Source organism: Mesorhizobium sp. ANAO-SY3R2 (assembly GCF_042466635.1).
Lineage (GTDB): Bacteria > Pseudomonadota > Alphaproteobacteria > Rhizobiales > Rhizobiaceae > Aminobacter.
In genome coordinates this window covers 3,915,798-3,929,526 of the sequence record NZ_CP159955.1, presented here as the reverse complement: position 1 = coordinate 3,929,526, position 13,729 = coordinate 3,915,798, and the positions used below count along the sequence as shown (strand labels likewise).

Genomic DNA, 13,729 nt, shown 5'->3' with positions numbered 1-13,729 from the left:
TCGCCCTCAGGGAGGAGCATGGAGCATCTTCGCTACAATGGCCTGCCGTTTGAAGACCAGCGGCAGGTCCTGCTCGACATCCTCCTTGCCGACCCGATTGTCCGCCCTGCACTCGCGGCGGCCGAGCGGCTGGATCTGTCGCAGTGGATGCTAGTTTCCGGCGCGCTTTACAATAGTGTCTGGAACCATCTGACCGGCCGTCCCGGCGGCTACGGCATCCGTGATATCGACCTGTTCTATTTCGATGGTTCGGACCTCTCCTGGGAGGCCGAGGACGTGGTCATCCGTCGTGGCAGTGACGCCTTTGCGCATCTGCCGTTGCCGGTTGAAATCCGCAACCAGGCCCGCGTCCATCTCTGGTTCGAGGATCATTTCGGCTTGCCGCGCGCACCGCTCGGCTCTTGCGCCGAGTCGCTCGAACACTTCGCCTCGCGCACCCATGCCGTCGGTCTCGCCCTCGTCGATGGTGCACCGCAGGTCTGGGCGCCGTTCGGCCTCGACGACATCTTCGCCTTCCGGCTGACGCCCAACCATCGCAACGACAACCGCGCCACCCACGAAGCTAAGGGCCAACGTGCCAGGCAGATGTGGCCCGAGGTGACAGTCGTCGACTGGTGAGATCCTGTTCCGGGACGAAATCCGCCCCAGATTCGTTGTGCGACGGAGGTGCCGTCGATGCTGCGCAACACCATGACCCGTTTCGGCTGGACAGCCATCCTGATCCACTGGCTGATCGCGGCTCTCTTCATCGGCCAGTTCGTGCTCGGGCTGGTCATGGTCCGCATTGCCAGCCAGCTCACCTCCTTCGAACTGATCCAGCTGCACAAGTCCTTCGGCTTCCTGCTACTCGGGCTGGTGCTGATCCGCATCGGCTGGCGGCTTGCCAGCGTCAGCCCCGAACTGCCTGAAGGGGTCGGGCCGATGGAGCGCAAGGCAGCGCCCGCGGTGCATTTTCTGCTTTACGCGGCGCAACTGGCCGTGCCGCTGTCGGGCTGGATCCTCGTGTCGGTCTCGGTGCTCGAAATCCCTTCCATGCCGTTCGATCTTTTCGTCATGCCCAACCTGCCATTCGAGATTTCGGAGCAGGCGGAGAGTTTCTGGATCGCCGCGCACAAATGGCTCGCCTATGGCGGTATCGCGCTGGTGCTGCTGCATGTTCTGGCGGCACTGCGGCACCATTTCTTGCTGCGCGACTTCGTTCTGGTGCGCATGATTTCGCCCAATCTCGCCCGCCGCAGAAAATTTCCGGAATAGGCGCCGAGACCGAATCGTTGGTCTTCCTGCATGGCACCCCGAAGTGCCGCGCGATCAGGGAGTATGATGAAATGTCCTTGCGTATTCTTGGCGTTGCCACCCTCCTCGCCCTCGGTTCGATCAGCAGTTCTGCCACGGCTGTGGCGCTGTCCGATGCTGCCGGGCGCTATGCCGTCTCCCCCAGTGGCTCGAGCATCCACTTCGTCATCGGAAAGGCCGGCGGCGGCGGCCTCAACGGCGCCTTTGGCCGCTTCAAGGGCACCATCCGCATCGACGGCGGCGACATCGGCCGCTCGCATGTCGATTTCACCATCTATCCAGACAGTGTCGGTACCGGCCAGGGTCGCATCGATGCCTTCCTGAAGTCTGATGCCGTCTTCGACGCCGCCAGGTCGCGTCAGATCACCTTCCGTTCGACGTCGGTGCAGCGCACCGGCGACAATTCGGCAGTCATCACCGGCCAATTGACGGCGCGCGGCCACACCAACACCGAGAAGTTCACCGCCACCTTGCAGGGCGTGAATGGCGGCCAGATCCGCTTCCATGTCAGTGGCAATGTCTATCGCTCGCGCTACCACATGGATGCCGGCACGCCGATCTATTCCAACGTCGTCGGCTTCGACATGCAGTTCACCGGCCATCGCGGCTGATGAGCAACCGACCAACCGAAACCTCTGGCATTTGGCCGCTGCTTCCGCCAATCTCGGGCAGCGGCCGAAAGGGGTCGCTTTTCGCGCGGAGGCCAGATGTTTCGCTGGGGTATTCTTTCCACCGCCAAGATCGGGCGGGAACACGTGTTGCCGGCCATCGCCGATTCCGACAATGGCGTGGTGGCGGCGATCGCCAGCCGCGACATCGGCAAGGCACACGCGCTGGCCGGCCGTTTCGGCGCCCAGCACGCCTTCGGTTCCTATGACGAGCTGTTGGCTTCGGACACCGTCGACGGCGTCTACGTCCCTTTGCCGACCTCGCAGCATCTCGAATGGGCCATCAAGGCCGCCGAGGCCGGCAAGCATGTGCTGGTCGAAAAGCCGCTGGCGCTGAATGCCCAGGACATCGCACCGCTGATCGCGGCCCGCGACCGCAACAAGGTCGTCGTCTCCGAAGCCTTCATGGTCACCTACCACCCACAGTGGATCAAGGTGCGCGACCTGATCGCCGCCGGCGCCATCGGCCGGCTGCGCCATGTCCAGGGGGCGTTTTCCTATTACAATGTCGACCCCAACAACATGCGCAACCAGCTCGATCTCGGCGGCGGCGCCCTGCCCGACATCGGCGTCTATCCGACGGTGACAACGCGGTTTTCCACGGGCAAGGAGCCCAGCCGCGTCCAGGCGAGCATCGAGCGCGACAAGACTTTCGGCACCGATATCTATTCCAGCGTGCGCGCCGATTTCGGCGACTTCGAGCTGTCCTTCTACCTGTCGACCCAGCTAGCCAACCGCCAGGTCATGGTGTTCCACGGCGACAAGGGCTTCATCGAGGTCCGGGCACCCTTCAACGCCGGCCTATACGAGCAGGAACGCGTCGAGCTGCACAACGCGTCGCATAACGAGACGACGGTGTTCCATTTCTCCGGCGCGAAGCATTATCGGCTCGAGGTCGAGGCTTTCGTCCGTGCGGCGCGCGGCGGCAAGGACCATGTCTTTTCGCTCGAGGAGTCGGTGCTCAACCAGAAGGTCATCGACGCCATCTTCCGCGCCGGCGACCACGACGGCTGGGAGAAGGTGTAGTTTTCCCGCTCGCCGGTCCGGCCTCCGTTGGTTGCGGCTGTCGCGTGCGCTACTCTGTGCTAGGGAGCCATCGATGCACTCCCAGCCGACGAGCCTCTGCCGATGATTCCCTGGATCGTACTCGACACCGCGAAAATCCCCGGCGGCGGCGAACTGCGCCTCAAGCAGCGCGGCACCGAGTTCTCGATCATGCTCGGCTCCAACGAACTGATGAACAGCCGGCTCAGCGGTTCCGAGGAGGCGCTGGCGAAGCTCGCCTGCGAGCGCATCGCCGGTCGTGGCAAGCCTAAAATCCTGATCGGCGGGCTTGGCATGGGCTTTACCCTGCGAGCTGCGCTGGCGCTGCTCGGCAAGGACGCCCGCATCGTCGTTGCCGAACTCGTGCCCGAGGTGGTTGCCTGGGCGCGCGGCCCGATGGCCGAAGTTTTCGCCGGCTGCCTCGACGATCCGCGCGTCGAGGTGGTGGAGGGCGATGTCGGCCGGCTGATCCGTGACGGCAAGGGCACCTATGACGCCATCCTGCTCGACGTCGACAACGGCCCCGAGGGCCTGTCGCGCGACGCCAATGACAGCCTTTACAACCATGCCGGCCTGCATGCCGCGCGTAGCGCGTTGAAGCCGGGCGGCGTGCTGACCGTGTGGTCGCAAGGGCCCGACCGGGCTTTTACCCGCCGCCTGCACGAGAGCGGCTTCGTCGTCGACGAGGTCAAGGTCCGCGCCAGCACCAAAGGCGGCGGTGCGCGGCACGTTATCTGGGTAGCGGCCAATGGCGGGGCGGCAGTTTCCAGGCCCCGCTCGTCCCCACGCACCGGCCAAGCCTGAGTTCGAGGCTCGCCGTCGCTTCGCTTGGCACGCACATTTGCTGTAGTCGCATGCTGGTTTTGGACCGCGGCGACAGCTTCAGCGTTACGGCATGGATCCCCGGGTCTCCGCAGTTCGCTGCGCTCCTGCTCCGCCCGAGGATGACGAAGGCGTTGGGCTTGCGGCCAATCGCTGACGTCGGTGGCTGGCCGTCTTTGCAGCCCAATTCCAGCATTCCTGCCAACCGCCGACCTATGAGATTAGCCAAAAGCCAACCGGCCTTCGTCATCTTCGGGTCGGAGCGCGAGCGAAGCGAGCGGCGGAGATCCCGGGGATCCATGCCGTGATGGCGAAGCCGGACCGGCGGCGCAGGACATGGGAAACGGCGTGAAACGACAAGCGTCGTCATAACGGGGGAGCGGCATTGTCGCGGCGACGCCCGACGAAAAAAACGCTCGCACCATGGATACTCTTTCCCCGCATCGGTGGAAAAAAATCACCACCACACCCCGCCGCGGGTGACGCGGATGCGGGGGGCGCTGTCGGGCGGGTTGAGCGGGGTGTCGCTGGCGGGGCGGGTGTCGTCGGCGAAGTCGGAATTGGCGGCGTTGATGAAGCCGCGCGCGCCCTGCGGCAGGTAGGTGCCGGGATGGGCGCGAATTTTCGGGATGATCGACGGCCGCGCAAGGCGCGGCAGCCCGGCAGCTCCGGCGGGAACAAGCTCGTCCTGCATGTCGGCCGCCTTGAGTGCCCTGAGCCGGGCGATGCGGTCGGAAGTCAGCGGATGGGTGCGCAGCACCGAAGGGTCGGGAATGCGGCCGCTTGGCAGAAGGATGTTTTCCCAGACCCTGCCCTGGGCGCGTTCGAGCTTGGCCAGGGCCGAAGCCAGTCCGTCGGGATCGCCGGTGAGCGCCACGGCGCCGAGATCGGCGTCGAATTCGCGGGTGCGCGACAGCGCCATCTGCAACAGCCCGCCGACGGTCGGGGCGGCGAGCAGCACCACGATCGCAAGCCACGGCACCTGCGTGCCGGCACCGCGGGCGACGCCGAACAGGTTGAAGAACAAGGAAAACAGCCCGACCGTCGACATGAAGGAGGTGAAGCGCGCGACCATGTCGGCAAAGGCCATGACCTTGACGTCGTCGTGGGCGACGTGGCTGACTTCATGGGCGAGAACGCCGGCCAGTTCGCGCGGCGTCAGGCTGCGGGCGAGCGCATCGGTGACGGCGATTGCCGCAACGCTGCGGCTGCCCACGGCAAAGGCGTTCATCATCTTCGAGGGGATGACGTAGAGCTTGGGCACCGCCGGCAGATCAGCGCGGCGGGCGAGTTCCTCGATGATGCGGAAGCCGGCGGGAAAGTCGAGTGGGCTGACCTGCCGCGCCTTGTACATGGAAAGCACCATCTGCGGGCTGATCCGGCGCACCGCCCACATCGAGACGACGCCGAAGATCAGCGCATAGACGATGCCGGTCGTGCCGGCGAATGCCCAGGCGGTGACGGTCAAAAGCAGCAGGCTTCCAGCGCCCAGAAGCCATGTCTGCAGCGAATTGAGCGCCCGATTGCGGCGATGCTCGAGCAGGTTGATTGAGTTGAACTCGCTCATATCTTGAATATGAGTATGTCCCAGGCGTTTGCCGAGACCCCCCACACGGAAAGTTGCGGGACGCTTGCGCTGTCAGAATGCTGTTCTTATATACGCCGCAACGCCGCTTCGGCCCGGAAATCCGGTGTCCGAAGCGGAATTTCTTGTGATCAGGGGCTTGCGCCGGAACGCCGTTTGGGTCCAGCGAGCCTGCTAAGCGGAGAGAAGACGTAAAATGGCAAAAGTTATCGGCATTGACCTGGGGACGACCAATTCCTGCGTCGCCGTTATGGACGGCAAGGACGCCAAGGTAATCGAGAACGCGGAAGGCGCGCGCACGACCCCTTCCATCGTCGCCTTCAGCGGTGACGGCGAGCGTCTCGTCGGCCAGCCGGCCAAGCGCCAGGCAGTCACCAATCCTGAGAATACGGTTTTCGCGGTCAAGCGCCTGATCGGCCGCCGCTATGACGATCCGGTCACCGAAAAGGACAAGAAGCTTGTCCCCTACCACATCGTCAATGGCGACAATGGCGATGCCTGGGTCGAGGCCGGCGGCAAGAAGCAGTCGCCCAGCCAGATCTCGGCGATGATCCTGCAGAAGATGAAGGAAACGGCGGAAGCCTATCTCGGCGAGAAGGTCGAGAAGGCCGTCATCACCGTTCCGGCCTATTTCAACGACGCCCAGCGCCAGGCCACCAAGGATGCCGGCAAGATCGCCGGCCTGGAAGTGCTGCGCATCATCAACGAGCCGACCGCGGCAGCGCTGGCCTATGGCCTCGACAAGACGGAAGGCAAGACCATTGCCGTCTATGACCTTGGCGGCGGCACCTTCGATATCTCGGTTCTCGAGATCGGCGACGGCGTGTTCGAGGTGAAGTCGACCAACGGCGACACCTTCCTCGGCGGCGAGGACTTCGACATGCGCTTGGTCGAGTACCTGGCGGCCGAGTTCAAGAAGGAACAGGGCATCGACCTGAAGAACGACAAGCTGGCCCTGCAGCGCCTCAAGGAAGCTGCCGAAAAGGCCAAGATCGAGCTGTCGTCGACGACCCAGACCGAGATCAACTTGCCCTTCATCACCGCCGACGCCTCCGGGCCGAAGCACCTGACGATGAAGCTGTCGCGCGCCAAGTTCGAGCAGCTGGTCGACGATTTCGTCCAGCGCACCATCGAGCCGTGCAAGGCAGCGCTCAAGGATGCCGGCCTCAAGGCTGGCGAGATCGACGAAGTGGTCCTGGTCGGCGGCATGACCCGCATGCCCAAGATCCAGGAGATCGTGAAGCAGTTCTTCGGCAAGGAGCCGCACAAGGGCGTCAACCCCGATGAGGTGGTGGCACTTGGTGCTGCGATCCAGGCCGGCGTGCTGCAGGGCGACGTCAAGGACGTTCTGCTGCTCGACGTGACCCCGCTGTCGCTGGGCATCGAGACGCTGGGCGGCGTGTTCACCCGCCTGATCGAGCGCAACACCACGATCCCGACCAAGAAGAGCCAGGTCTTCTCGACGGCTGAAGACAGCCAGTCGGCGGTGACCATCCGCGTCTTCCAGGGCGAGCGCGAAATGGCGGCCGACAACAAGATGCTCGGCCAGTTCGACCTCGTCGGCATTCCGCCCGCACCGCGTGGCGTGCCGCAGATCGAAGTGACCTTCGACATCGACGCCAACGGCATCGTCAACGTCTCGGCCAAGGACAAGGGCACCGGCAAGGAGCACCAGATCCGCATCCAGGCGTCGGGCGGCCTGTCGGACGCCGACATCGAAAAGATGGTCAAGGACGCCGAGGTGAACGCTGAGGCCGACAAGAAGCGCAAGGCGCTGGTCGAGGCGCGCAACCAGGCTGAAAGCCTGCTGAACTCGTCGGAGAAGTCGCTGAAGGAATATGGCGACAAGGTCACCGAGGCCGACCGCACCGCAATTTCCGATGCGATCGCAGCACTCAAGACCGCTACCGAGGGCGATGACGTCGAGGCCATCAATGCCAAGTCGCAGACGCTTGCCGAAGCTTCGATGAAGCTTGGCCAGGCGATGTACGAGGCTTCGCAGAAGGAAGCGGCCGAATCCGACGCTGCTGCCGACGCGGCCAAGGACAGCGACGTGGTCGACGCCGACTTCGAGGAAATCGACGACGACGACAAGAAGAAGTCGGCCTGACCGGCCCTTTTTCGGCGCAAACAGGAAAGCCCGGCGGATTGGCCGGGCTTTTTTGCAGGTTCCAATCGAAAAAAAGCGGCGAAAGCCGCCCCAACTCTGGCATCGCGGCTTCCGGCTCACTAAATCGGAAACCTGACGCCGAGCAACAAGACCGGCAAACAATGCCAAAAGACATTGAGCAACCGGGCAGTAGGAAAAGATGAAAGCCGATTTCTACGAAACTTTGGGCGTTCAAAAGGGCGCGGACGAAAAGGAACTGAAGGTGGCTTTTCGCAAGCTCGCCATGCAGTACCACCCCGACCGCAACCCCGGCGACGAAACCTGCGAACACAAGTTCAAGGAAATCAACGAGGCCTACGAGACGCTGAAGGACCCGCAGAAGCGCGCGGCCTATGACCGTTTCGGCCATGCCGCCTTCGAGAACGGCGGCATGGGCAATGGCCATGGTGGCTTCGGTGCCGGCGGCTTTGCCGACATTTTCGAAGACATCTTCGGCGATATGATGGGTGGCCGCCAGCGCCGCTCGTCGGGTGGGCGCGAACGCGGCGCCGATCTGCGCTACAACATGGAAATCACCCTCGAGGAGGCCTTTGCCGGCAAGACCGCGCAGATCCACGTGCCGACCTCGGTGTCGTGCACAGAGTGCTCAGGCTCGGGCGCCAAGCCCGGCACCCAGCCGGTGACCTGCTCGATGTGCCAGGGCCACGGCAAGGTGCGCGCCAGCCAGGGCTTCTTCTCGATCGAGCGCACCTGCCCGCAGTGCCAGGGCCGCGGCCAGACGATCAAGGACCCGTGCGGCAAGTGCGCCGGCCAGGGCCGTACCACCGAGGAGCGCTCGCTTTCGGTCAACATCCCCTCGGGCATCGAGGACGGCACCCGCATCCGGCTCGCCAACGAGGGTGAGGCGGGCTTGCGCGGCGGCCCTCCCGGCGACCTCTACATCTTCCTGTCGGTCAAGCCGCACGAGTTCTTCCAGCGCGACGGCGCCGACCTCTATTGCAAGGTGCCGATCTCGATGACCACGGCCGCCCTCGGCGGCCAGTTCGAGGTGACGACGCTCGATGGCACCCAGACGCGGGTCAAGGTGCCCGAGGGTACGCAGAATGGTCGCCAGTTCCGCCTCAAGGGCAAGGGCATGCCGGTGCTGCGGCAGCCGCAGGTCGGCGACCTTTACATCCAGACCGCGGTCGAGACGCCGCAGAACCTGACCCGGCGTCAGCGCGAGCTGCTCGAAGAGTTCGAGAAGCTGTCCTCGACCGAGAATTCGCCGCAATCGAGTGGTTTCTTTGATCGCATGAAGGACTTTTTCGAATCCTTCGGGGAAAAATGACGCTGCGGCATAACCCGGGGTAAGTTGAGCCAGATTTCGACTTGCCTTGGGCCAGTTTCTTGCTAATGGTCCACGGCGGCAGGGGTAGGAGACAAGATCGATGCCACGCGGTTCCGGATTGCGAAAGACCCTTGCAGCCAAGTTCGACGACGAACTGAAGTTCTTCAAGGGCTGGATGGACAAGCCCAAGGCCGTCGGCTCGATCGTGCCGACGAGCTCGGTTACCGCCCGCCGCATGGCTTCGGTGATCGATGTCGGTTCAGGCCTGCCCGTCCTGGAGGTCGGCCCCGGCACCGGCGTCATCACCAAGGCGATCCTGGCCCACGGCGTGAAGCCGGAGAATCTGTACACGGTCGAATATTCGGCCGATTTCGTCCGGCACCTGCGCCGGCTCTATCCCGGCGTCAATGTCATCGAGGGCGACGCCTTCGATCTCGACACGACCTTGGGCGACAAGAAGGACCTGACCTTCGACGCCGTCATTTCGGGCGTGCCGCTGCTCAATTTCCCGGTTGTCAGCCGCGTTGCCTATCTGGAAGGCCTGCTCAAGCGCATTCCCGTCGGCCGGCCTGTGATCCAGCTTACCTACGGGCCGAAATCGCCGATACCGCCGGGCCTGGGCGACTACACGGTTGAGCATTTCGACTTCGTCATTCGCAACATCCCGCCGACGCAGCTTTGGGTCTACCGCCGCAGTCAGCACTGAGTGCTGCCGCCTTGATTTGGCGGGCCGATTGCCTATACCCATCCTGACTGCAATGCGCCCGCAGCGGACGCGCAACAGGATGGCCATGGCGATAGTTCCCAAGATTCTCGTGTTCGCAGGTTCGATCCGGACCGGCGCGTATAGCGGCAAGACCGCCGATTGCGCGCAGAAGGAACTGGCGCTGCAGGGCGCAGACGTGACCCGCATTTCGCTGGCCGATTACCCGCTGCCGATCATGGACCAGGACCTCGAGAAGGCCGAGGGCGTGCCGGCAAACGCGGTCGCGCTGGCCCGCCTGTTCGTCGCCCATGACGCGATCCTGATTGCCACGCCCGAGTATAACGGCTCGATCCCGCCGCTGCTCAAGAATGCCATCGACTGGGTGAGCCGGGTCCGCAGCGACGGCGGCGTGCCGCTCAACCCCTACCCCGGCAAGCTCGTGGCGCTGTGCTCGTCGTCGAACGGCCATTTCGCCGGCATCCGCTGCATCAACCATCTGCGCGCCGTGCTGTCGCATATCCAGATGGAGGTGATCTCGCCGCAGGTTTCGGTGCCCAATGGCAGCGAGGCCTTCGACGAGAACGGCGAGTTCAAGGAGGAGCGGCTGCGCAAGGGCATGGCGCGCCTGTGCGGTGCATTGATCGAAAGGGCGACCTTGCTGTCGACGAGGGTGGAACCATGAGCATCGAAGCAATGCGCGACAAGCTGATAGTCGGGCTCGACGTGCCAACCGTCAAGGATGCGGAGAATGTCGTGCGCGACCTCGAGGGCACGGCCAACTTCTACAAGATCGGCTATCAGCTCGCCTTTGCCGGCGGGCTCGACTTCGCCCGCGAGCTGGCGAGTGGCGGCAACAAGGTCTTTCTCGACATGAAGCTGCTCGACATCGACAATACGGTCGCCAAGGGCGTCGAGAACATCGTCAAGATGGGCATGACCATGCTGACGCTGCATGCCTATCCCAAGGCCATGAGGGCGGCGGTCAAGGCCGCCGAAGGCAGCGACCTGTGCCTGCTGGCGGTGACGGTGCTGACCTCGATGGACGACAAGGACATGATCGAAGCCGGCTATGAGTTCGACCCGCAGACGCTGGTGCTGCATCGCGCCGAGCAGGCGTTGAACGCCGGCATGGGCGGCATCGTCTGCTCGGCCAGCGAGGCCTCGGCGGTGCGCCGCATCGTTGGGCACAACATGGCGGTCGTCACGCCCGGCATCCGCCCGGCAGGCGCCGAGCATGGCGACCAGAAGCGCGTCGTCACCCCGGCCGACGCCATCCGCAACGGTTCCAGCCATCTGGTCGTCGCGCGCCCCATCGTGGGTGCGGTTGACAGGCGGGCCGCCGCACAGGCTATCTTGGAGGAAATGGCGGCCGCATAGACCGTCTTGCGTCCTTCGAGCCTCGAGGGACGCACCAAGGCAAAACGGGGAGGAAATCATGACCAAGGCTTATTGGATCGCACGCGTGGACGTGCGCGACCCCGAAGGCTACAAGGGCTATGTCGCCGCCGCCAAGCCGGCTTTCGAGCGCTTCGGCGCGAAATTCATTGCCCGCGGCGGCGCCAGCGAGGCGGTCGAGGGCCTCGGGCGAGCCCGCAACGTCGTCATCGAGTTCGCCTCGATGGAAGACGCCCGCAACTGTTACTTCTCGCCCGAATACCAGCACGCCAAGTCGATCCGCCAGCAGTTTGCCGACGGGGAGATCGTGCTGGTCGAGGGCATCTAAGCGCCCTGACCTTTCGGGGGCGCCTGCCGATTGATCGACACGAATTCGAGGGGATGACTGAGATGTCCGAGGTCCTGCGGATTGCCGCCTTTTCTGAAGGCGGCAGCGGCGGCAACCCGGCCGGCGTGATGATCGCTGATGCCTTGCCCGAGGCGGCCGAGATGCAGCGCATCGCAGCCCGAGTGGGGTTTTCCGAAACGGCCTTCGCCGCGCCGCACGGCGATGCATGGCGGGTTCGCTACTTCGCGCCCGAGATGGAGGTGCCGTTCTGTGGCCACGCCACCATCGCGCTGGGCGCTGCTCTGGCGATGAGGTACGGCGACGGCATTTTTGCCCTGAGGCTCAACCAGGCGGAGATCACGGTCGAGGGCTGGCGTGCGGACGGCGACTTCGAGGCCGCGCTGCAGTCGCCGCCGACGCACAGCCGGCCGGCGCCGCCGGAATTGACGGCCGAGATGCTCGCGCTGTTCGGCTATCGCGGCGAAGAGCTGGACGCGGCCATTCCGCCAGCCATCATCAATGGCGGCGCCGAACATTTCGTGCTGGCGCTCGCTTCTCGGCCGGCGCTGGCCCGCATGACCTATGATTTCGAAGCCGGACGGGCGCTGATGCGGCGGCATGGCTGGGCAACGATCCTGCTCGTCTATGCAGAGTCTCCGAGCCTGTTCCACAGCCGCAACGCCTTTGCCGCCGGCGGGGTCTACGAGGACCCGGCGACGGGTGCCGCGACGGCGGCCTTCGCGGGCTACCTGCGCGACCTCGGCTGGCCGCATGGCGGCCGCATCGAGGTTATCCAGGGCGAGGACATGGGGATGCGCTCGCGGCTGCACGCCGAAATCGCGCCCGAGCCGGGAAGCTCGATCCGGGTTTCCGGAGCCGCCCGCCTGATGGGGTAATGATGTTCAGTTGGAGGTGGCCCATCTTTCGAGGGGCGCCAGCGCCGGCCGGGTAGGCTTGCCGCCCCGCCACATTTTTGGCGCTGCACAATGTCAAGGCGGCGTTTCCCCTGGGCCAGCGCTGGGTTGGAAACGTTTTTTCAACGGCTTGCACCCAACGATGCCGATATTTCGCGATTTATGAGATATTGCATCGCAGCAGATGTTTGTTAACTTCGCTGCATCGCATGACGGGCCTCCGGCCGGCTCGCCTCCCGAATGGCCGCATGAGGACTGCATGTTCTACCAGCTTTATGAATCCACCCACGCGGCGCTGCAGCCGGCGCGGGCCTATGTCGACGCGGTCAGGATGTTCTATTCCAATCCGCTCAACCCGTTCTCGCACATGCCGCTCGGCCGTTCGGTGGCGGCGATGGCCGAACTGTTCGAGCGCACGACGCGGCGCTACGGCAAGCCGCAGTTCGGCCTCGACAAGACGGTGGTCGATTCCAAGCCGGTGGCGGTGACCGAGCGCATCGTCTGGCAGCGACCCTTCTGCAACCTGATCCATTTCCAGCGCGACTTGCCCGAGGGCAGCCGCCCCCAGCCCAGGCTTCTGATCGTGGCGCCGATGTCGGGCCACTACGCGACGCTGCTGCGCGGCACGGTCGAGGCGATGCTGCCCCATGCCGACGTCTACATCACCGACTGGGCCGACGCCCGCATGGTGCCGATGAGCGAGGGCAGGTTCGATCTCGACGACTATATCGACTATGTCATCGACATGTTCCATGCGTTGGGGCCGGACACCCATGTGATGGCGGTGTGTCAGCCTTCGGTGCCGGTACTGGCCGCTGTGGCGGTGATGGAGGCGCGCGGCGACCGTTTCGCGCCGTCGACCATGACGCTGATGGGCGGCCCGATCGACACGCGGCGCAACCCGACCGCCGTCAACGAACTGGCCGAGAAGAAGAGCATCGACTGGTTCCGCGACAACGTCGTCATGCAGGTGCCGTGGCCGGCGCCGGGCTTCGGTCGCGACGTCTATCCGGGCTTCCTGCAGCTGTCGGGCTTCATGAGCATGAATCTCGACCGCCACATCATCGCCCACAAGGACTTCTTCATGCATCTGGTGAAGAACGACGGCGATGGCGCCGAGAAGCACCGCGACTTCTACGACGAGTATCTGGCGGTGATGGACCTGACCGCCGAGTTCTACCTGCAGACGGTGGAAACCGTGTTCATCCGTCATGCCCTGCCCAAGGGCGAGATGAACCATCGCGGCCAGCCGGTCGACCTTGCTGCCATTCGCAACGTCGCGCTGTTCACCGTCGAGGGCGAGAACGACGACATTTCCGGGCTTGGCCAGACGCAGGCCGCGCATGATCTGTGCGCGAACATCCCAGGCGAGATGAAGGCGCATTACATGCAGCCGGCGGTCGGTCACTACGGCGTCTTCAACGGCTCGCGCTTCCGCGCCGAGATCGTGCCGCGCATCGCCGATTTCATGGAAAGCCACGGCGCCGAAGCGCGCAAAGGGGGCAAGCCCAAGGTGGTGCGCAAGGCCTGAAAC

At 64.3% G+C, this 13,729-nt stretch carries 14 protein-coding genes; 13 read left to right on the top strand and 1 reads right to left on the bottom strand.

Annotated elements, in window-relative coordinates; genetic code table 11:
- The first annotated feature begins 18 nt into the window (after positions 1–18).
- The 5 genes from ABSY17_RS23665 to ABSY17_RS23645 all read left to right on the top strand — a co-directional run bounded on the left by ABSY17_RS23665 (position 19) and on the right by ABSY17_RS23645 (position 3,809).
- A complete protein-coding gene (locus ABSY17_RS23665) occupies positions 19–618 on the top strand; it encodes a nucleotidyltransferase family protein (RefSeq protein ID WP_378946313.1) in 600 nt (199 codons plus the stop codon).
- Positions 619–675: 57 nt separating this feature from the next.
- Positions 676–1,254, top strand: coding sequence for a cytochrome b (locus tag ABSY17_RS23660; RefSeq protein WP_378946311.1), 579 nt, complete (start codon positions 676–678; stop codon positions 1,252–1,254).
- 71 nt (positions 1,255–1,325) lie between these two features.
- On the top strand, positions 1,326–1,904 hold the full coding sequence (locus ABSY17_RS23655) for a YceI family protein (RefSeq protein WP_378946309.1): 579 nt from the start codon (positions 1,326–1,328) through the stop codon (positions 1,902–1,904).
- A 96-nt stretch (positions 1,905–2,000) separates the two neighbouring features.
- Positions 2,001–2,987 carry a Gfo/Idh/MocA family protein gene (locus ABSY17_RS23650; RefSeq protein WP_378946307.1) on the top strand — a complete coding sequence of 329 codons (987 nt, stop codon included), beginning with the start codon at positions 2,001–2,003 and terminating at the stop codon, positions 2,985–2,987.
- 102 nt (positions 2,988–3,089) lie between these two features.
- Positions 3,090–3,809: a spermidine synthase gene (locus ABSY17_RS23645; protein ID WP_378946305.1), complete on the top strand. Its 720-nt coding sequence runs from the start codon at positions 3,090–3,092 to the stop codon at positions 3,807–3,809.
- A 475-nt stretch (positions 3,810–4,284) separates the two neighbouring features.
- Here ABSY17_RS23645 and ABSY17_RS23640 read toward each other — a convergent pair whose 3' ends face one another.
- Positions 4,285–5,394, bottom strand: coding sequence for a zinc metalloprotease HtpX (locus tag ABSY17_RS23640; protein ID WP_378946303.1), 1,110 nt, complete (start codon positions 5,392–5,394; stop codon positions 4,285–4,287).
- A gap of 214 nt (positions 5,395–5,608) precedes the next feature.
- Here ABSY17_RS23640 and dnaK point away from each other — a divergent pair, with 214 nt between their 5' ends.
- From dnaK to ABSY17_RS23600, 8 genes are all read left to right on the top strand, one after another.
- Entirely contained in the window at positions 5,609–7,522 is a 1,914-nt protein-coding gene (gene dnaK, locus ABSY17_RS23635) for a molecular chaperone DnaK (RefSeq protein ID WP_378946301.1), read from the top strand.
- Positions 7,523–7,721: 199 nt separating this feature from the next.
- Entirely contained in the window at positions 7,722–8,852 is a 1,131-nt protein-coding gene (gene dnaJ / locus ABSY17_RS23630) for a molecular chaperone DnaJ (RefSeq protein ID WP_378946299.1), read from the top strand.
- A 100-nt stretch (positions 8,853–8,952) separates the two neighbouring features.
- Entirely contained in the window at positions 8,953–9,558 is a 606-nt protein-coding gene (pmtA, locus tag ABSY17_RS23625; protein ID WP_378946297.1) for a phospholipid N-methyltransferase PmtA, read from the top strand.
- Positions 9,559–9,643: 85 nt separating this feature from the next.
- The gene (locus ABSY17_RS23620) at positions 9,644–10,240 is read left to right on the top strand and encodes an NADPH-dependent FMN reductase (protein WP_378946295.1); all 597 of its coding nucleotides are present in this window, start codon (positions 9,644–9,646) and stop codon (positions 10,238–10,240) included.
- Positions 10,237–10,935: an orotidine-5'-phosphate decarboxylase gene (gene pyrF, locus ABSY17_RS23615; RefSeq protein ID WP_378946293.1), complete on the top strand. Its 699-nt coding sequence runs from the start codon at positions 10,237–10,239 to the stop codon at positions 10,933–10,935. Before ABSY17_RS23620 ends, pyrF begins: the two co-directional genes overlap by 4 nt.
- A gap of 58 nt (positions 10,936–10,993) precedes the next feature.
- On the top strand, positions 10,994–11,281 hold the full coding sequence (locus ABSY17_RS23610; RefSeq protein WP_378946291.1) for a DUF1330 domain-containing protein: 288 nt from the start codon (positions 10,994–10,996) through the stop codon (positions 11,279–11,281).
- 62 nt (positions 11,282–11,343) lie between these two features.
- Positions 11,344–12,177, top strand: a complete 834-nt coding sequence (locus ABSY17_RS23605; protein WP_378946289.1) for a PhzF family phenazine biosynthesis protein — start codon at positions 11,344–11,346, stop codon at positions 12,175–12,177.
- Between the two features lie 277 nt (positions 12,178–12,454).
- On the top strand, positions 12,455–13,726 hold the full coding sequence (locus ABSY17_RS23600; RefSeq protein WP_378946287.1) for a polyhydroxyalkanoate depolymerase: 1,272 nt from the start codon (positions 12,455–12,457) through the stop codon (positions 13,724–13,726).
- Positions 13,727–13,729 lie beyond the last annotated feature (3 nt).